Below are 18094 nucleotides of genomic sequence, written 5' to 3' on the forward strand. Positions count from 1 at the left end.
GGTGGCGCGAGGGCATGAGTAGCGTTCCGTGCGGAAGCGGAGCGCGGTGAGGAACGGGGAGACCATGGAGCCACCTGAGCTGCCGGGACCGGGTACGGGACCGGGCACGGATCCGGGCACGGATCCAGACACGGATCCGGGAGCGGGCGCCGTTCCGGTGGTGCGGGCCGGGGCAGGCGACAGGGCCGTCGACGGTGCGGACGGCGCGGCCGGGACCCGCGCGGACGCCGAGGCCGGAACGGACGCGGGTACCGACGCCGGGCAGGCCTCAGGAGAGGCCGCCGGAACGGGGCAGCTGCCGTCCTTGTCCACCGGATCCTGGGTCGTGGTCTCACTCGCCGTCGCGGCCGTCGCGGTCGGCGTCGTCTTCCACCTCGCCATGGTGTTCCTGCACGTCGCGCCGTCGAACACGGCCAGCAAGGAGTACCAGTCCACGGTCGACTCGTACATCTACCCCGAGTTCGAGCAGAACTGGAAGCTCTTCGCGCCCGACCCGCTCCAGCAGAACATCCATGTGCAGGCACGCGCCGAGGTACGCAGCCCCGACGGCAGGCTGCAGACGACCGGCTGGGTCGACCTCACCGCGGTCGACCTGACCGGCATCCGGCACACCGTCGCCCCCAGCCACACGCGGCAGAACGAGCTGCGCCGCGCCTGGAGCTTCTACACCTCCTCGCACGGCACCAACAACACGCCCACCGGTGTGCGCGGCCAGCTCAGCCAGGAGTACGTGCAGCGGATCGTGGAGAACCGATTCGGTCCCCAGCTGAACGGCGGTGACGTCGTCCGCGTGCAGGCCCGCTCCGCGACCGTGTGGGTCGCTCCGCCGTCGTGGACCGACGCGAAGCCCAACAACGAGACGCAGTACCAGGAGACGCTCTGGTGGTCGGTGGCCACCTCCGGACAGGAGAAGGCCTCGTGAGCGTTCGCAAGGATCTGCCGCCCTCCCCCTTCGCGGGGCTCGGCGGCACGCTCGACACCGGGCTGACCCGTGGTCTGGCCCGGATCACCAATACCGCGGTGGGGCCGTACCAGAGCGCGGTCGTCCGGATCGGCTTCTCGCTGACCTGGCTGCTCTTCCTGCTGCGCGAGTGGCCGCACCGGGCCGAGCTGTACGGCCCCGACGGCGTGTGGACCTGGGGAATGGCCCAGCGGCTGATGGCCGACAACGGCACCGGCGCGTTCAGCGTGCTGATGTGGACCGACAGCCACCTCTGGTTCGAGGTGGTCTACGCGGGCTCGATCATCGCGAGCCTGCTGCTGCTGCTCGGCTGGCGGACCCGGACTTCCTCCCTGCTGTTCATGGTCGGTGTGCTGTCGCTGCAGAACCGCAGCATCTTCATGGGCGACGGCGGCGACAACGTCATCCACCTGATGGCGATCTACCTCGTGCTGACCCGCTGCGGCCAGGTCTGGTCCCTCGACGAACGACGCGCCGACCGGCTGCGGGAGCGGACGCAGGACCGGGCGCGTGACCAGGCCCCGGAACGGGCACCGAAGCCGGACCCGGACCTGACCGGCGTCGTCCTGTGGTCGCTGCTCGGCGCCGCGCTCATCGTCGTCACCCTGCTGGGGAAGCTCGGCCAGTTCTGGGGGCCGGCCTTCTGGGGTTTCTGGCTGGCGCAGGCGGCCTGGTGGGCGGTGCGGCGCTACGCGGCCGGCGAGCCCCGCAAGGTGCTGGACATCATCGCCAACCTCGTCCACAACGGCGGCATGCTCGTGATCGTCGTCGAGGTCTGCCTGATCTACGCGACGGCCGGCTGGTACAAGATCCAGGGCTCCCGCTGGCAGGACGGCACCGCGCTGTACTACCCGCTGCACCTGGACGACTTCACCCCCTGGCCCGCGCTCTCGCACGCCCTGGCCGGTGCCGGTCTCATCGTCATGGCGATCACCTACGGAACGGTGATCGTGCAGGTCGCCTTCCCGTTCACGCTCTTCAACCGCCGTGTGAAGAACGTGCTGCTCATCGCGATGATCATCGAGCACGCCTCGATCGCGATCGTGCTCGGCCTGCCCTTCTTCTCGCTCGCGATGATCGCCGCCGACGCGGTCTTCCTGCCGACGAACTTCCTGCGCTGGGCGGGCAGCCGGATCGCCGGCCTCGTGCCGAACGCTCTGCGCGGCCAGGCCGGTCCCCGCACCGGCGACCCACGCGACCAGGATCAGGACCAGGACCAGGACCAGGTGCGCGAGTTGGGTACGACGATCGGGCGGCCCGCCACCGAGCCGCAGCTCGCCCATGGCGAAACCGGTGGTGCGGGAGACGGCTACCGCGTCTAGCGCCGGACCAGCCCCCAAAGGCCGGACAAGCACTGGGCAAGCCCCGGATACGCCCTGAGTACGCCCTAGATACGGCCGGCGCCCGGGGCGGGCAGCCAGTGGTAGAGCGCCATCGCCACCGTGGTGGCCAGGTTGAAGCTGGAGACGTGCGGGCGCATGGGTACCGCGATCAGTTCGGTCGCCCGCCCGCGCATCTCCGGCGAGATCCCGTGCCGCTCCGAGCCGAACGCGAGCAGCGCGTCGTCCGGGATCACCGTCGACCTGATGTCCTTCCCCTCCGGATCCAGGACGTAGAGCGGCCCGGCCGGCAGGTCGGGGAGGTCCAGCCGTTCGACCGCGGTGGCGAAGTGCAGGCCGGCGCTCGCGCGCACGACGTTCGGGTGCCAGGGGTCGATGTCGCCGGTGGTGATCACCCCGGTCGCGCCGAACCCGGCGGCCAGCCGGATCACGGCCCCGATGTTGCCGAGGTTCCGCGGGTTGTCCAGGACGACGACGGGTGACTGCCGGGGAGCCGCGTTCAGCGCATCGAGGTGGGAGCCGGCGCTGGGCCTGACGGCGAGGGCGGCCACACCGGTCGGATGGATCCTCGGCAGCAGCTCGCGCAGCACCTGCCCGGGAACCTCGACGAGGATCGCGCGGAGCCGGTCGGTCACATCGTCCGCGAGCTCTTCGGCGAGCGCCAGGGCGGCGGCCCGGTCACTGGTCAGTGCCAGCCGTACCTCGGCGCCGAAGCGCAGCGCGTGCTTGAGGCCGTGGAAGCCGTCGAGCAGAACGGCGCCGGGGGCCGCCTCACGCCACTGCCGTGCCGCGCGCCCGGCCTCGTCTTCCGCTTCCGTCATGGCCTCAGCGTACGGCGCCGGGAGGGCTGCCCCGCCAGGGCGCTGAGCTGGGCCGAACCGGTCTGGAAGGGGCGGGGGAGCCCCGTCCGGAGTGACAGGGCAACTCGGGACGGGGCCGGATGGGGAGAGGCTCGCGTTACGCGGGCCTGCGCACCTCGATGACCCGGAAGCGCCCGGCTACGAATGCCCCGTCGCACAGCGCCGCGTTGGCCGCCGGGTTGCCGCCGGAACCATGGAAGTCGGAGAAGGCCGACGTCTGGTTGACGTACACCCCGCCGGTCAGGTTCAGGGAGAGCTGGGCGCATTCCTCCCAGCACGCCTCCTCCAGCAGCCGTTCCACCTCGGCCGAGGTGGTGTAGCCGCCGACCGTCATGGCGCCCTTCTCCCGGACCGTACGGCGCAGCAGCTCCACCGCGTCGGCCGTGGAGTCGACCGCGACGGCGAACGACACCGGTCCGAAGCACTCCGTCAGATACGCGGCCTGGTCGTCGGGCTTGGCCCCGTCCAGCTTCACCAGCACCGGTGTGCGGACCGTCGCGTCCGGGAAGTCCGGGTGGGTGACCGCGCGGGAGGCGAGTGCCACCTCACCGATCGAGGGTGCCGCCTCCAGCCGCGTCTTCACATCCGGGTTGACCAGCGCGCCCAGCAGGGCGTTGGCGCGGGCGTCGTCGCCGAGCAGCCCTTCGACGGACGCGGCCAGATCGGCCACCACCTCGTCGTAGGTCCGCTGGCCCGCGTCGGTGGTGATGCCGTCGCGGGGGATGAGCAGGTTCTGCGGGGTGGTGCACATCTGGCCGCTGTACAGGGACAGCGAGAAGGCCAGGTTGCTGAGCATCCCCTTGTAGTCGTCCGTCGAGTCGATGACGACGGTGTTGACGCCGGCCTTCTCGGTGTAGACCTGCGCCTGGCGGGCGTTGGTCTCCAGCCAGTCGCCGAAGGCGGTGGAGCCGGTGTAGTCGATGATGCGGATCTCGGGCCGCACGGCGAGCGTCTTGGCCAGCCCCTCGCCGGGCCGCTCGGCGGCCAGCGCGACCAGGTTCGGGTCGAAGCCCGCCTCAGCCAGCACCTCGCGGGCGACCGCGACGGTCAGCGCGAGCGGCAGTACGGCACGGGGGTGCGGCTTGACCAGCACGGGGTTGCCGGTCGCCAGGGAGGCGAAGATGCCCGGATAGCCGTTCCACGTCGGGAAGGTGTTGCAGCCGACGACCAGGGCGACGCCGCGCGGGACGGCCGTGAAGGTCTTCTGCAGTCGCAGCGGGTCCCGCTTGCCCTGCGGCTTGACCCACTCCGCCGCATCCGGGGTGCGGACCTGCTCGGCGTACGCGTAGGTCACGGCCTCCAGGCCGCGGTCCTGCGCATGGGGCCCACCGGCCTGGAACGCCATCGTGAAGGCCTGGCCCGAGGTGTGCATCACCGCATGGGCGAATTCGTTGGTCCTGGCATTGATCCGCGCCAGGATCTCCAGGCACACCATCGCCCGCAGCTCGGGGCCCGCGTCCCGCCACGCGGGGATGCCCGCCCGCATCGCGGGCAGCAGCACCTCGATGTCCGGGTGCGGGTAGTCGACCCCGAGCTCGATCCCGTAGGGCGAGGTCTCGCGGCCGGTCCAGTCGTCGGTGCCGGGCTGGTCGAGCGCGAAGCGCTGCCCGAGCAGGGCGTCGAACGCGGCCTTGCCGTCGGCTCCGTCTCCGTAAGCCTTCGGGTGTTCGGGATACGGCGACCAGAACTCACGGGTCCTGATCGCTTCGAGTGCCTTGTCGAGAGTGCCGCGATGCCGTTCGATCAACGGGACAGCGGTGAGATCGGCGGCCATGGGGACCAACTCCTCGTCGAGCTGGGCTGGATATGGGAACACCGCTAGATTAACCGAATGTTCGGTCGGTTCAAGAGGGCGGCCGGACCTGTGGACAACTTGGCGAGGAGCAGTCGGCATCATGATCGCGCTTGATCGAACCCGCACCGTTGCTGTCATCGGCGCCGGCACGATGGGCCAGGGAATCGCCCAGGTCGCACTGGTCGCGGGCCATCGCGTGCGGCTCTACGACGCCGCTCCCGGCAGTGCCGAGCGCGGTGCGTCGGCGGTCGCCGCGCGGCTCGCCCGGCTGGCCGAAAAGGGCCGGATGGACGCGGCCGAACGGGATGCCGCGCTGGCCAGGCTCGCTCCCGCCGCCACCCTCGGCGAGCTCGCCGACGCCGCTCTCGTCATCGAGGCGATCATCGAGGATCTGCCGGCCAAGCAGCGGCTCTTCAGCGAGCTGGAGGACGTCGTCGACGACGCGTGCCTGCTCGCCACCAACACCTCCTCGCTCTCCGTGACCGCCGTCGCGGGCGCTCTGCGCCGTCCCGGCCGCTTCGTCGGCCTGCACTTCTTCAATCCGGCGCCACTCCTCCCCCTCGTGGAGGTCGTCTCCGCCGCCACCACCGACGAGGACGCCGCGGCCACTGTGTACGCGACCGCCGCCGCCTGGGGAAAGTCCCCGGTGCGCTGCACCGACACCCCGGGCTTCATCGTCAACCGGATCGCCCGCCCCTTCTACGCCGAGGCGTTCCGCCTCCACGAGGAGGGGGCCGCCGACCCCGCCACCATCGACGCGGTCCTGCGCGAGTGCGGCGGATTCGCGATGGGCCCGTTCGAGCTGACCGACCTGATCGGCCAGGACGTGAACGAGGCCGTCACCCGCTCCGTCTGGGAGTCGTTCTTCCACGACCCCAAGTTCACGCCGTCGCTCGCCCAGCGCCGCCTCGTGGAGTCCGGACTGCTCGGCCGCAAGTCGGGGCGCGGCTGGTTCCGCTACGGGGACGAGGACCGGCCGCGCCCGGCCACGGCGGCTCCCGCGCCCGCGCCGGAGCGGGTGACGGTCCTCGGGGACCTGGGGCCGGCGGCGGAACTCGTCGCGCTCATGGAGGAAGCGGGCATCGGCGTCAACCACGAGGAGGACGACCGTGGGTCGATCCTCGTGGGAGAAGACGCCCGGCTCTTCCTCGCCAACGGCTACCACGCCACCTATCAGGCCAACAGCAATATCAACTTCGACCTCGCGCTGGACTACCGGGCCGCCACCCGCATCGCCCTGGCCCCGGGTGACACCGCACGGCCCGAAGCCGTCCAGGCGGCCGTCGGCCTGTTCCAGGCGCTGGGCAAGCAGGTCAGCGTGATCGACGACGTTCCCGGCATGATCGTCGCCGGCACGGTGGCGATGCTCGTGAACCTCGCCACCGACGCGGTCGCCAAGGGCGTCGCCTCGCCCGCCGACATCGACACCGCGATGCGGCTCGGTGTGAACTATCCGCTCGGTCCGGTGGCGTGGGGCGACCGCCTCGGGGCGGGCTGGGTGTGCAACATCCTGGACGGATTGCACGAGTCGTTCCCCAGCGGCCGCTACGCACCGTCGGCGCTGCTGCGCCGCCGTGAGGCCGCCGAAGCGGAGCTGTTCTAATCGTGACCATGGCCGAGCCCCCCAGTCCCCGCGTCAAGCGGGACACGTACACGCCCGACACGCTGCTTGCCGTCGCCGTCGAGGTGTTCAACGAGCGCGGCTACGACGGCACCTCCATGGAGGACCTCTCCCGGGCCGCCGGAATCTCCAAGTCGTCGATCTACCACCATGTGCGTGGCAAGGAGGAGCTGCTCCAGCGGGCCGTCGGGCGTGCTCTGGACGGTCTGTTCGGCATTCTGGACGAGCCGCGGGCACGGCAGGGACGGGCGATCGAGCGACTGGAGTACGTCACCCGGCGTACCGCCGAGGTGCTCATGGACGAGCTGCCCTACGTCACCCTGCTGCTGCGGGTGCGCGGGAACACCGGCACCGAGCGCTGGGCGATGGAGCGACGCAGGGAGTTCGACCAGCGGGTGTCCGACCTGCTGAAGGCCGCGGCGAGTGAGGGTGATCTCCGCTCCGACATGGACATCCGGCTGGCCACGCGGCTGCTCTTCGGCATGATCAACTCCATCGTCGAGTGGTACCGGCCCGACGCCAAGGGCGCGATCGACGGGGAACACGTCGCGGACGCCGCGGTACGCCTGGCCTTCGAGGGGCTGCGCACGTAGCCGAACCGTAAGGTCCAGACCATTGACCGGTGAGCGGGCCGCCGACACCATCCAGCCATGTACTCAGCTGGACGCACCCGGATCTTGCGCGCGCTCGCCGCCACGGCTCTGGCCACCGCGCTTCCCCTGTCCCTGACGGCCTGTGGCGACGATGGCGGCAGCGGTGGCAAGGCGACGGCGGAGCCGTCCCCGACGGCCACCGTGAAGACCTTCGACTGTCTGACCGAGGCCCAGGCCAAGGCCGGCTCGATCACCTTCAAGGACACCGGTGGCAACGCGGTGGACGGCTTTCTGGCGGGTACGGGCGCCACCGGCATCGTGCTCGCGCACCAGGCGGACGGAACCGTCTGCCAGTGGGTGCCCAAGGCGCTCGAACTGGTCAAGAGCGGCTACCGGGTGCTGGCGATCGACTCCAACGGTGACGAGTTGCCCGAGGTCGTCGCGGGTGCCCAGCTGCTGCGCAGCAAGGGGGTGACGAAATTGGTGCTCATGGGCGCCTCCAAGGGCGGTACCTCCGTGCTGACCGCCGCCGCGAAGGTCCAGCCGCCGGCGGACGCCGTCGTCTCGCTCTCCGCGCCCGAGCAGTACGGACAGATGGACGCGGCGGCCGCCGTCCCGGGGCTGACCGCGCCGATCCTCTACATGGCGGCGGACGGGGACACCGCGTTCGCGGATTCCACCAAGGCGCTCAGCAAGGCCTCGGTGAAGGCCAAGGAGAACTCGCTGTACATCGTGACCGGGATCCATCACGGCGTCTCGATGCTCGACGACGCCGAGAACTGGGCGAAGGTCACCGCCTTCCTGAAGAAGTACGGCGGCTGAGATACGGCGGCGGAGAGAGCACCACGCTTGACGAGCCGGCCGGGGATTACCCGGCCGGCTCAGTCGCCGACCACGAGGTCCGTCTCCTCGAAGACCAGGAGGGTCCGGCTGCCGAGGACCTCCGGTATGGCCTGGATGCGGGTCAGCACGAGCTCACGGAGGCTGCGGTTGTCCGCCGTGTGTACCAGCATCAACACGTCGAAATCTCCGCTTACCAGGGCAATGTGGGCTACACCCGGAAGAGTGAGAAGTGTTTCCCGGACCGTCCGCCACGAGTTCTGAACGATCTTGAGCGTGATGTACGCCGACGCGCCCTGCCCGGCGCGTTCATGGTCCACCCGGGCGGTGAACCCGCGGATGACGCCGTCCTCGATGAGGCGGTTGATCCGGGCGTAGGCGTTCGCCCGCGAAACGTGCACGCGCTCGGCCACAGAACGGATCGACGCACGTCCGTCCTCCTGCAGCAGTCGCAGAATCGTCCGGTCGATCGGATCGAGGGGACGGCTCTGCGGATCGGGCTCGGCCATCTGTTCTCGCGGCATGCCCCCGGACCTCCCTACCATGGACGGACTGGCTCCATTCCAGGCTGTGCAGAACCGTTTGTCCACAGGCTGAACGTACCTGTGGCCAAAATGCCTCCAACAACCGAACAATCGGTTGGGAGGACGCGACCCGTCCTCCAACCTACGAGGAGGTGCTCGCGATGACCGTCATGGACCAGAAACCCGCCCCTGGCCACAGGCATGGGGGACCCCAGCGCCCCCCCATCGACGCCACGCCGCTGCTGCCCGAGACGGAACCGTTCCGGCTGCTGGGCACCCCCGACGCCGCCGAGATCGACCCGGCGCTGCTCACCGAGCTCTACGGCCAGCTCGTGCGCGGCCGCCGGTACAACCGGCAGGCCACCGCGCTGACCCGGCAGGGCCGGCTGGCGGTCTACCCCTCCACCACCGGTCAGGAGGCCTGTGAGGTCGCCGCCGCCATGGCGCTGCGCCCCCAGGACTGGCTCTTCCCGAGCTACCGCGACACGCTCGCGGTCATCGCCCGCGGTGTGGACCCGGTCGAGGCGCTCACCCTGCTGCGCGGCGACTGGCACACGGGCTACGACCCGCGTGAACACCATGTGGCACCGCTCAGCACCCCGCTGGCCACCCAGCTGCCGCACGCGGTCGGCCTCGCGCACGCCGCCCGCCTCCGGGGCGACGACGTGGTCGCGCTCGCCATGGTCGGCGACGGCGGCACCAGCGAGGGCGATTTCCACGAGGCGCTGAACTTCGCGGCTGTCTGGAACGCGCCGGTGGTCTTCCTCGTGCAGAACAACGGCTTCGCCATCTCCGTACCGCTCGACAAGCAGAGCGCCGCCCCCTCGCTGGCCCACAAGGCGGTCGGCTACGGCATGCGCGGCCGGCTCGTGGACGGGAACGACGCGCCCGCCGTGCACCAGGTGCTCACCGAAGCCGTGGAGCGGGCCCGCTCGGGTGGTGGACCGACCCTCGTCGAGGCGGTCACGTACCGCATGGAGGCGCACACCAACGCCGACGACGCCACCCGCTACCGGGACGACTCCGAGGTCGAGGCCTGGCGCGAGCACGACCCGATCACCCTGCTGGAGCGGGAGCTGAACGGGCGCGGGCTGCTCGACGACACGATGCGGCACGCCGCGGCGGAAGCCGCCGAGAAGATGGCCGCGGACCTGCGCGAGCGGATGAACGCCGAACCGCTGCTGGACCCGATGGACCTCTTCACCCACGTCTACGCCGAGCCGACCCCCCAACTGCGTGAGCAGGCGGCCATGCTGCGCGCCGAGCTCGATGCCGAACACGACGGCGGGCAGACCGATCACACCGAGCACGCCGGAGCCGGTTCATGAGCACCGCGACCGCCCCCGCCCCCGCCACCGCGCGCAAGCCCGCCACCATGGCGCAGGCGCTCAACCGGGCACTGCGGGACGCCATGGCCGAGGATCCGGCCGTCCACGTACTCGGTGAGGACGTCGGAGCGCTCGGCGGTGTCTTCCGGATCACGGACGGCCTCACCAAGGAGTTCGGCGAGAGCCGCTGTACGGACACCCCGCTCGCCGAGGCGGGAATCCTCGGCGCCGCGGTCGGCATGGCGATGTACGGGCTGCGGCCGGTCGTCGAGATGCAGTTCGACGCCTTCGCCTACCCCTCCTTCGAGCAGCTGATCAGCCATGTGGCCAAGATGCGCAACCGCACCCGCGGGGCGCTGCCGCTGCCGATCACGATCCGGGTGCCCTACGGGGGCGGCATCGGCGGTGTGGAGCACCACAGCGACTCCTCGGAGGCGTACTACCTGCACACGCCCGGCCTGCACGTGGTCACCCCGGCGACGGTCGGGGACGCCTACGGGCTGCTGCGGGCCGCCATCGCCTCGGACGATCCGGTGGTCTTCCTGGAGCCGAAGCGGCTCTACTGGTCCAAGGACGACTGGAACGCCGACGAGCCGGCGCCGGTGGAGCCCATAGGTCGCGCCGTCGTGCGGCGCCCGGGGCGCAGCGCCACCCTCATCACCTACGGCCCCTCCCTGCCGGTCTGCCTCGAAGCCGCGGAAGCCGCAAAGGAGGAGGGCTGGGACCTGGAAGTCCTCGACCTGCGCAGCCTGGTGCCCTTCGACGACGAGACGGTTGCGGCAGCGGTGCGCAGGACGGGCCGGGCCGTGGTCGTGCACGAGTCCACCGGATTCGGCGGCGCCGGTGCGGAGATCGCGGCGCGGGTCACCGAGCGCTGCTTCCACCATCTTGAAGCACCGGTCCTGCGGGTCGCGGGCTTCGACATCCCGTACCCGCCGCCGATGCTGGAGCGGCACCATCTGCCCAGCGTGGACCGGATCCTCGACGCGGTCGGCCGGCTCCAGTGGGAGGCGCGCTGATGGCCGTCGTGAAGGAGTTCACCCTCCCCGACCTGGGAGAAGGGCTGACCGAGGCGGAGATCGTCCGCTGGCTGGTGCAGGTCGGCGAGGTCGTCGCCATCGATCAGCCGGTCGTCGAGGTCGAGACGGCCAAGGCCGTGGTCGAGGTCCCGTGCCCCTACGGCGGCGTCGTCACCGCCCGGTACGGCGCGGAAGGCGAATCGCTGGCGGTGGGCCGTCCTCTGATCACGGTGGCGGTCGGTACGGCGGTGAACTCCGACGCCTCCGGCGCTGCCGCGTCCGCCGACGGTGACGGTGGTGAGGGATCCGGCAACGTCCTGGTCGGCTACGGCACGACCGCGCCGGGCGCACGGCGCCGCCGGGTCCGGCCGGCGGCGGGCCAGAGCCCGGCACCGGCACCGGCACCGGCATCGGTAGCGGTGGCGGCGGCTGTGGTCGCGACCGCGCCGGCCGGTCCCGTGGCGGTCATCTCGCCGTTGGTGCGGCGGATCGCGCGGGAGAACCGGCTCGACCTGCGGTCGCTGACGGGATCTGGACCGGACGGGCTGATCCTGCGCGCGGACGTCGAACGGGCGGTCGCCGCGGCGACCGCCGGCACGGCGGCGGCACCGGTCGCGACAGCGCCGGCGGCTCCCGCCGGCCCGGCCGCCGACGTGGTGGGGGAGCGGGTGCCGTTGCGCGGGATCCGGGGAGCGGTGGCCGAGAAGCTCAGCCGCAGCCGCCGGGAGATTCCCGACGCCACCTGCTGGGTCGACGCCGATGCCACCGAACTGCTCGCGGCCAGGGCGGCCATGAACGCGGGCGGCGGGCCGAAGGTGTCCGTGCTCGCGCTGCTCGCGCGGATCTGCACCGCGGCACTGGCGCGGTATCCGGAGCTCAACGCCACCGTCGACACCGAGCGGAACGAGATCGTGCGGCTGCCTGCCGTGCACATCGGCTTCGCCGCGCAGACGGAACGCGGGCTGATGGTCCCGGTCGTCAAGGACGCTCAGGCACGGACCACCTCAGGTCTGTCGGCGGAGATCGGCCGTCTCACCGAGGCGGCCCGCACCGGTCGTCTCACGCCCGCGGATCTCACCGGCGGCACGTTCACCCTCAACAACTACGGAGTGTTCGGTGTCGACGGTTCGACGCCGATCATCAACCACCCCGAGGCCGCGATGCTCGGAGTCGGCCGGATAGCGGCCAAACCCTGGGTCCATCAGGGGGAACTGGCGGTACGACAGGTCGTGCAGCTGTCGTTCACCTTCGACCACCGGGTGTGCGACGGCGGCACCGCGGGCGGCTTCCTGCGGTTCGTCGCCGACTGCGTGGAGCAGCCGGCCGTGCTGCTCGCCGCGGTCTGAGCGGTACGGGCCCTGGCAGCTGCCAGAGCTCGACGGGTCGGGCACGACCACGCCGGACCGCCGGACCCGGCCGCACGGCATACTGCGCGGTATGACTGCACATGACGCCGTGGTGCTGGCAGGCGGCGCCGCCAGGCGGCTGGGCGGGGTGGACAAGCCGGGGCTGGAGGTCGCGGGGCGGCCGCTGCTCGACCGGGTGCTGGAGGCCTGCGAGGGCGCTGTCGACACGGTGGTGGTCGGTCCGCGCAGGCCCACCGGGCGGCCGGTGCTGTGGGCCCGGGAGGATCCGCCGGGCGGCGGACCGCTGCCCGCCCTCGCCGCCGGTCTGGCGCGGGCCGGTTCCGACACGGTGCTGGTGTTCGCCGCCGACATGCCGTTCCTGACGCGGACCACGGCGGACGCCCTGCGGGAGTCGCTGCGGCGGGAGCCGGACGTGGACGGCGTCGTGCTGACCGATCCGTCCGGCCGGGACCAGCCGCTGGCCGCGGCCTACCGTGCGGAGGCGCTGCGCCGGGGGCTGGCACTGATCGCCACCGAGCACGGCACGCTCGCCGGGCTGCCGCTGCGACTGCTCACCGAGGAGCTGCGGCTGCACCGGCTGCCGGACCCCTCGGGCTCGGATTCCTTCGACTGCGACACCTGGGACGATGTCGCCGCCGCACGGGCCCGACCGGAACAGGGGTGAGCCTGCGCGGCGATGGGCCCCGCATCGGGGACGATGGGCCTGTGTTGGATGAATGGATCGCCGCAGCCAAGGCCGAACTGGGGATCGAGCTCGAGGTCGACACCAAAGTCCTCCTCGACCTCGCCCGTGATGCCGCGCATGGTGTCGCCCGCCCCGCCGCACCGCTGACCACCTTCCTGGTCGGCTACGCCGCCGCCCGGTCGGGCGGCGGCCCCGAGGAAGTGCGCACCGCTGCCCGCAAGGCGGCCGAACTCGCCGAACGCTGGTCCACCGAGGCCGCCGCGGCCGCCAAGGCCGCCGAGGCCGCTGGCAGCAGCGATCCCGGGCCTTCCGAGGCAGGGACCCCGGCCGGATGACGGGCCGGACGACGGGGCCCGCGGACCAGGAGGCGGCCGCCCTCAGCGCGATGGGCGAGGCCCTGCTGCTCGCCAACGAGGGCCGGACCACCCACGCGTACGCGACCGGTGGGCCGGCCGGGCCCGGGCCCGTCGGCCTGGGCGGCGGCGCGGACAGCGGCGCGGACGGCGGGACGGGCCGAAGCGGCGACCGCAACGCTCGTCCCGGCCCCGACCTCACCCCCAGCCTCGATCCCCTCGCCATCGCGGGGCTCGACACCGGCAGCGCGAAAGCCCCCGACCCCGCACGCGACCCCGCACGCGAACCCGCACATGAACCCGAACCCGGGCGCGAACCCGGGCGCGATTCCGAACCCAGACACGAACCCGAGCCCGACGAGCCCGCCTCCCGGGCCCGGACCCGGCACCACGACCTCACCTGGCCCGAGGCCCGCAGAGCCGCACGTGCCGCTGGCCGGCGGCTGCCCGCCGTCAGCCGGCCGCTCGCCGGAGCGCTCGGGCACGCGCTCGCCGCCCCGCTCACCGCGCTGACCGATCTGCCGTCCTTCGACACCTCGGCGATGGACGGCTGGGCCGTGGCGGGCCCCGGCCCCTGGATGCTGGAGACCCGGCAGCTCCTCGCCGGCCAGCGGCCCGGAGTGGCGCTGCTCGACGGCCACGCCATCGCGATCGCGACCGGCGCGGCCCTCCCGCCCGGCGCCACCGCGATCATCCGGCACGAGCACGGCCGCACCGAACGGCGTACCGACGGCGGGCTGCTGCACGCCACCCACGGCGCGCCCACCCCCGGCCAGGACGTACGCCCGCGCGCCCAGGAGTGCCGAGGGGGAGAGGAACTGCTCTCCCCCGGCGTCGTCGTCACCCCCGCGGTGCTCGGTCTCGCGGCGGCCGCCGGGTACGACGAGTTGCGCGTCATCACCCGCCCCCGGGTGGAGGTGCTGGTCCTCGGCGACGAACTGCTCGACCACGGACTCCCCCACGCCGGATTCGTCCGGGACGCCCTCGGCCCGATGCTGGCGCCGTGGCTGGAGGCGCTCGGCGCCGAGGTGACCGGTACCCGGCGGGTCGTCGACGAGGTCGACGCCCTCATGAGCGCGATCGGTGAATCCACCGCCGACCTGCTGATCACCACCGGCGGGACGGCGGCCGGTCCGGTCGACCACGTCCACCCCGTCCTGCACACGCTGGGCGCGAAGCTGCTCGTCGACGGGGTCGCCGTGCGCCCCGGCCACCCCATGCTGCTGGCCGAACTCCCCGGGGGCGGGCACCTCGTGGGGCTGCCGGGCAATCCGCTGGCGGCGGTCTCCGGCGTCATCACCCTCGTCGCTCCCCTGCTGCGTACGCTCGCGGGCCGTCCGGTCCCGGCGCCGTACACCGCGGAGCTCACCGCCGACGTGCCCGGCCATCCGACCGACACCCGGCTGGTGCCGGTGGTCTTCGACGACGAATCGGCCGTCGTCCCGCTGCACTTCCACGGCCCCGCCATGCTGCGCGGCCTGGCCACCGCCGACGGGCTGGCGGTCATTCCGCCCGGCGGCGCGGCGGCCGGTCAGGAGACGGCCGTGCTCGATCTGGCATGGGGGACCGCCGGTTGCTGATGCCGGTTCCGAAAGCCGAGAGGGCGACGCGACCGATGCGAGCCACGAGAACCACGAGGTGAAGTCCGTTGAAACTGCCCCGCCACGACGCTGCCGCGGGCCGGGCGGACAGCGGCGCCGACCACGGGACCGACCCGCACGACCCCCACACCGACGACCTGCACACCAATGACCACACCCACGACCCCGCCGGGAGCGGCCACCGCGGCAGCCATCCCGCCGACCACGACAGCCCGGGCAGCCTCGCCTACAAGGTGATGTTCCCCCGGCAGACCATCGGCCCGCTGGTCCAGGTGTCCCGGCGGCTGGCGATGGCGCTGCTCGTGCTGCTCGCCACGGTTCTCATCGTCTATCTGGACCGCGGCGGGTACCACGACAACGCTGACGACTCCGTCTCGTTCCTCGACTCGCTCTACTACGCGACGGTCACGCTCTCGACGACCGGCTACGGCGACATCGTCCCCTACAGCGTCAGCGCGCGGCTGTGCAATGTCTTCCTGGTGACGCCGCTGCGCGTCCTCTTCCTGATCATCCTGGTCGGCACCACCCTCGAAGTGCTCACCGAGCGCACCCGCGAGCAATGGCGGCTCAAACGCTGGAGGTCCACCTTGCGCGACCACATCGTCATCGTCGGATACGGCACCAAGGGCCGGTCCGCCGCGCAGACGCTGCTCGGCCGGGGGATTCCGGTCGGGAAGATCGTGATCGTCGACCCCAGCCCCAAGGTGATCCAGGCGGCCACCGCAGAGGGCTTCGTCGGGGTGGTGGGCGACGCCACGCGCAACGACGTGCTGCTGCGCGCCGAGGCCGAGCGCGCCAAGGAGATCGTGATCGCGGCGCAGCGCGACGACACCGCCGTGCTGGTCACCCTGACCGCGCGCCAGCTCAACAAGCGGGCGAACATCGTCGCTTCGGTGCGCGAGGAGGAGAACGCACCGCTGCTGCGGCAGTCCGGCGCCAACGCGGTGATCACGAGCTCCAGCGCCGCAGGCCGGCTGTTGGGCCTGTCGATGCTGAGCCCGAGCGTGGGGCAGGTGATGGACGACCTGATCACGTACGGCAGCGGTCTCGATCTCATCGAGCGGCCGGTCACCAAGGCGGAGGTGGGCATGGCGCCGCGGGACGTGTCCGATCTGGTCGTCTCCATCAAGCGCGGCCACCGGCTGCTGGGCTTCGACGATCCGGAAGCGGCCACGCTGCAGTTCGCCGACCGCCTGATCGCGATTCACCGTGCGGGTCCCGATCTGCCGTCCGGAGGGTAGCCTCGCGCTCATGTATGCGATCACCATCCCCGAACCCGGCGGACCCGAGGCGCTCGTCTGGGCCGAGGTCGCGGACCCCGAACCCGCCGCGGGTGAGGTCCTGGTCGAGGTCGTGGCCAGCGCCGTCAACCGTGCCGATCTGCTGCAACGTCAGGGCTTCTACGATCCGCCGCCCGGCTCGTCCGCCTACCCGGGCCTGGAGTGTTCCGGCCGGATCTCCGCGCTCGGCCCCGGTGTGTCCGGCTGGGCGGTCGGCGACGAGGTGTGCGCGCTGGTGACGGGCGGCGGCTACGCGCAGAAGGTCGTCGTGCCGGTCGGTCAGCTGCTGCCGGTGCCCAAGGGCGTCGATCTGGTGTCCGCCGCCGCGCTGCCCGAGGTCGTCTGTACGGTCTGGTCCAACGTTTTCATGGTCGGGCACCTGCGCCCCGGTGAGACGCTGCTGGTCCACGGCGGTTCGAGCGGCATCGGCACCATGGCGATCCAGCTCGCGAAGGCGGTCGGCGCCAAGGTCGCGGTGACGGCCGGCAGCGCGGAGAAGCTGGAGGCCTGCCGGAAGCTGGGCGCGGACATCCTGGTCAACTACCGCGAGCAGGACTTCACGGAGCTGGTCAGGGCGGACGTGATCCTCGACATCATGGGCGCGAAGTACCTCGAGCGGAACGTGGACGCGCTGGCGGTCAACGGCCGGCTCGTCATCATCGGTCTGCAGGGCGGCGTCAAGGGCGAGCTGAACCTCGCCACGATGCTGGTCAAGCGGGTGGCGGTCGTGGCGACCTCGCTGCGCGGGCGCCCGCTGGGTGAGAAGGCCGCGATCGTGGCCGCGGTGCGTGAGCATGTCTGGCCGCTGCTGGAGGCCGGTACGGTGCGGCCGGTCGTCGACCGTACGATCCCGATCACCGACGCCGCCGAGGCCCATCGCGTGGTGGAAGCCAGCGCGCACATCGGCAAGGTCGTCCTGACGGTCTGAGGTCGTCCGTCCCCCGACGCCCGCCCAAGATGCCGCAATTGGCGCTTCATGTGAGGCTTGTGCCACATATGAAGTCGGCGGCTGAGAGGGGCGGGCGTCTTGCGTTCGGCACCCGGTGGGCGAGTGACGGCGGCAGCCGTACTGACCGGAGCGCTTCTGCTCCTGCCGGTGGCGCCCGGGTGGGCCGCGCAGGGCCGCGCGACGGCGTCGGCAGGCGCCGGTGCCGTGTTCGCGGCTCCGCCGCCCGCGACGCCCCGGCTGCCGGAACAACCGCAGCAGCCGAAGCAGCCGAAGCAGCCGGAACAGCCGGAACAGCCGAAGCAGCCGGAACAGCCGGAACAGCCGAAGCCTCCCGTGCCTCCCGTGCCGCCCCTCCCCGGGATACCCGCGCCTCCCATGACCCCGGAGCAACCGCCGCGGCCCGGCACCACCTCGACACCGCCGAAGCCCACACCGCCGAAGCCAGCAACGCCGAAGCCCACAACGCCGAAGCCAGCAACACCGAAACCCAGCACGCCGAAGCCCGTCACGCCCCGGCCCGCCACGACGAAACCGGCCACGGCGAAGCCCGGCACGACGAAGCCCGACGGGAAGAAGCAGGGCCCGTGGCGCAAGGGATGGGCGCACGGGATGTCGGCCCCGGACAGCGCGGAGGACACCGCGTCCGACGAGGACCTGTACGTAGCGGAGTATGAGCCTCCGGATTCGGTTCAGCCGGAGGGCTCGGGCGGCACCGAGGCGTACGAGCTCCCGATGCCCCAGCCGTCCGCCGCGGTCGTCGTCCCCGTTCCGGCGCTGCCGAAGGCGCCCGCTCCGGCGGCCGCTGCGAGCGTCGCTCCCGCCGTCGACGAGGAGGCCGGGGACCCGGTCGGCCGTGCGGTGAGCGTGCTGCCGCTCGGCGCCGGGCTGGCCCTGGTCGGGCTGGGCCTCGGCTTCCTGGGTCTGCGCCTCCGCAGAAGCTGATCCGTCGGCGAGTGACGGCGAGTGTCGGCGGGCCCG

At 71.9% G+C, this 18094-nt stretch carries 15 protein-coding genes and 1 pseudogene; 13 read left to right on the top strand and 3 right to left on the bottom strand.

Annotation, left to right across the window (positions count from 1 at the left end; all coding sequences use genetic code 11):
* The first annotated feature begins 64 nt into the window (after positions 1-64).
* A complete protein-coding gene (locus LNW72_RS20985) occupies positions 65-922 on the top strand; it encodes a DUF5819 family protein (protein ID WP_250976813.1) in 858 nt (285 codons plus the stop codon).
* Positions 919-2283 (top strand): HTTM domain-containing protein, encoded by a 1365-nt coding sequence (locus LNW72_RS20990; protein ID WP_374117300.1) that lies wholly within the window; start codon positions 919-921, stop codon positions 2281-2283. Before LNW72_RS20985 ends, LNW72_RS20990 begins: the two co-directional genes overlap by 4 nt.
* 65 nt (positions 2284-2348) lie before the next feature.
* On the opposite strand, the gene LNW72_RS20995 is transcribed toward LNW72_RS20990, so the two are convergent.
* Together LNW72_RS20995 and paaN are read right to left on the bottom strand one after the other, a co-directional pair.
* Positions 2349-3122 (bottom strand): TrmH family RNA methyltransferase, encoded by a 774-nt coding sequence (locus LNW72_RS20995; RefSeq protein WP_250976814.1) that lies wholly within the window; start codon positions 3120-3122, stop codon positions 2349-2351.
* A gap of 136 nt (positions 3123-3258) precedes the next feature.
* Entirely contained in the window at positions 3259-4935 is a 1677-nt protein-coding gene (paaN, locus tag LNW72_RS21000) for a phenylacetic acid degradation protein PaaN (protein ID WP_250976815.1), read from the bottom strand.
* 121 nt (positions 4936-5056) lie between these two features.
* On the opposite strand from paaN, the gene LNW72_RS21005 reads away from it, so the two are divergent.
* The 3 genes from LNW72_RS21005 to LNW72_RS21015 are packed head-to-tail and all read left to right on the top strand — an operon-like array spanning position 5057 to position 7992.
* Positions 5057-6559 (top strand): 3-hydroxyacyl-CoA dehydrogenase, encoded by a 1503-nt coding sequence (locus LNW72_RS21005; protein ID WP_250976816.1) that lies wholly within the window; start codon positions 5057-5059, stop codon positions 6557-6559.
* 8 nt (positions 6560-6567) lie between these two features.
* On the top strand, positions 6568-7170 hold the full coding sequence (locus tag LNW72_RS21010) for a TetR/AcrR family transcriptional regulator (RefSeq protein WP_250976817.1): 603 nt from the start codon (positions 6568-6570) through the stop codon (positions 7168-7170).
* A 57-nt stretch (positions 7171-7227) separates the two neighbouring features.
* Positions 7228-7992: an alpha/beta hydrolase gene (locus tag LNW72_RS21015; RefSeq protein WP_250976818.1), complete on the top strand. Its 765-nt coding sequence runs from the start codon at positions 7228-7230 to the stop codon at positions 7990-7992.
* Between the two features lie 59 nt (positions 7993-8051).
* On the opposite strand, the gene LNW72_RS21020 is transcribed toward LNW72_RS21015, so the two are convergent.
* Positions 8052-8534, bottom strand: a complete 483-nt coding sequence (locus tag LNW72_RS21020) for an Lrp/AsnC family transcriptional regulator (RefSeq protein WP_250976819.1) — start codon at positions 8532-8534, stop codon at positions 8052-8054.
* Positions 8535-8695: 161 nt separating this feature from the next.
* On the opposite strand from LNW72_RS21020, the gene pdhA reads away from it, so the two are divergent.
* The 8 genes and pseudogenes from pdhA to LNW72_RS21060 all read left to right on the top strand — a co-directional run bounded on the left by pdhA (position 8696) and on the right by LNW72_RS21060 (position 18058).
* Positions 8696-9862 carry a pyruvate dehydrogenase (acetyl-transferring) E1 component subunit alpha gene (gene pdhA / locus LNW72_RS21025; RefSeq protein WP_250976820.1) on the top strand — a complete coding sequence of 389 codons (1167 nt, stop codon included), beginning with the start codon at positions 8696-8698 and terminating at the stop codon, positions 9860-9862.
* Positions 9859-10881 carry an alpha-ketoacid dehydrogenase subunit beta gene (locus LNW72_RS21030; protein WP_250976821.1) on the top strand — a complete coding sequence of 341 codons (1023 nt, stop codon included), beginning with the start codon at positions 9859-9861 and terminating at the stop codon, positions 10879-10881. Before pdhA ends, LNW72_RS21030 begins: the two co-directional genes overlap by 4 nt.
* Positions 10881-12227, top strand: a complete 1347-nt coding sequence (locus LNW72_RS21035; protein ID WP_250976822.1) for a dihydrolipoamide acetyltransferase family protein — start codon at positions 10881-10883, stop codon at positions 12225-12227. Before LNW72_RS21030 ends, LNW72_RS21035 begins: the two co-directional genes overlap by 1 nt.
* Before the next feature lie 91 nt (positions 12228-12318).
* Positions 12319-13268, top strand: a pseudogene (locus LNW72_RS21040) (NTP transferase domain-containing protein).
* On the top strand, positions 13265-14866 hold the full coding sequence (locus LNW72_RS21045) for a molybdopterin molybdotransferase MoeA (RefSeq protein WP_250976823.1): 1602 nt from the start codon (positions 13265-13267) through the stop codon (positions 14864-14866). Before LNW72_RS21040 ends, LNW72_RS21045 begins: the two are co-directional and overlap by 4 nt.
* 257 nt (positions 14867-15123) lie before the next feature.
* Entirely contained in the window at positions 15124-16128 is a 1005-nt protein-coding gene (locus LNW72_RS21050; RefSeq protein WP_250980243.1) for a potassium channel family protein, read from the top strand.
* A gap of 10 nt (positions 16129-16138) precedes the next feature.
* Positions 16139-17095, top strand: a complete 957-nt coding sequence (locus LNW72_RS21055; RefSeq protein WP_250976824.1) for an NAD(P)H-quinone oxidoreductase — start codon at positions 16139-16141, stop codon at positions 17093-17095.
* 630 nt (positions 17096-17725) lie between these two features.
* A complete protein-coding gene (locus tag LNW72_RS21060) occupies positions 17726-18058 on the top strand; it encodes a hypothetical protein (protein ID WP_250976825.1) in 333 nt (110 codons plus the stop codon).
* Positions 18059-18094: the final 36 nt, after the last annotated feature.

The sequence above is a fragment of the Streptomyces sp. RKAG293 genome, assembly GCF_023701745.1.
Taxonomy (GTDB): Bacteria; Actinomycetota; Actinomycetes; order Streptomycetales; family Streptomycetaceae; genus Actinacidiphila.

Bases quoted from the DNA above. Each gene is read 5' to 3' on its own strand.
- LNW72_RS20985 (WP_250976813.1), top strand. From the start codon at position 65: ATGGAGCCACCTGAGCTGCCGGGACCGGGTACGGGACCGGGCACGGAT.
- LNW72_RS20995 (WP_250976814.1), bottom strand. From the start codon at position 3,122: ATGACGGAAGCGGAAGACGAGGCCGGGCGCGCGGCACGGCAGTGGCGT.
- paaN (WP_250976815.1), bottom strand. From the start codon at position 4,935: ATGGCCGCCGATCTCACCGCTGTCCCGTTGATCGAACGGCATCGCGGC.
- LNW72_RS21005 (WP_250976816.1), top strand. From the start codon at position 5,057: ATGATCGCGCTTGATCGAACCCGCACCGTTGCTGTCATCGGCGCCGGC.
- LNW72_RS21010 (WP_250976817.1), top strand. From the start codon at position 6,568: ATGGCCGAGCCCCCCAGTCCCCGCGTCAAGCGGGACACGTACACGCCC.
- LNW72_RS21015 (WP_250976818.1), top strand. From the start codon at position 7,228: ATGTACTCAGCTGGACGCACCCGGATCTTGCGCGCGCTCGCCGCCACG.
- LNW72_RS21020 (WP_250976819.1), bottom strand. From the start codon at position 8,534: ATGCCGCGAGAACAGATGGCCGAGCCCGATCCGCAGAGCCGTCCCCTC.
- pdhA (WP_250976820.1), top strand. From the start codon at position 8,696: ATGACCGTCATGGACCAGAAACCCGCCCCTGGCCACAGGCATGGGGGA.
- LNW72_RS21030 (WP_250976821.1), top strand. From the start codon at position 9,859: ATGAGCACCGCGACCGCCCCCGCCCCCGCCACCGCGCGCAAGCCCGCC.
- LNW72_RS21035 (WP_250976822.1), top strand. From the start codon at position 10,881: ATGGCCGTCGTGAAGGAGTTCACCCTCCCCGACCTGGGAGAAGGGCTG.
- LNW72_RS21045 (WP_250976823.1), top strand. From the start codon at position 13,265: ATGACGGGCCGGACGACGGGGCCCGCGGACCAGGAGGCGGCCGCCCTC.
- LNW72_RS21050 (WP_250980243.1), top strand. From the start codon at position 15,124: ATGTTCCCCCGGCAGACCATCGGCCCGCTGGTCCAGGTGTCCCGGCGG.
- LNW72_RS21055 (WP_250976824.1), top strand. From the start codon at position 16,139: ATGTATGCGATCACCATCCCCGAACCCGGCGGACCCGAGGCGCTCGTC.
- LNW72_RS21060 (WP_250976825.1), top strand. From the start codon at position 17,726: ATGTCGGCCCCGGACAGCGCGGAGGACACCGCGTCCGACGAGGACCTG.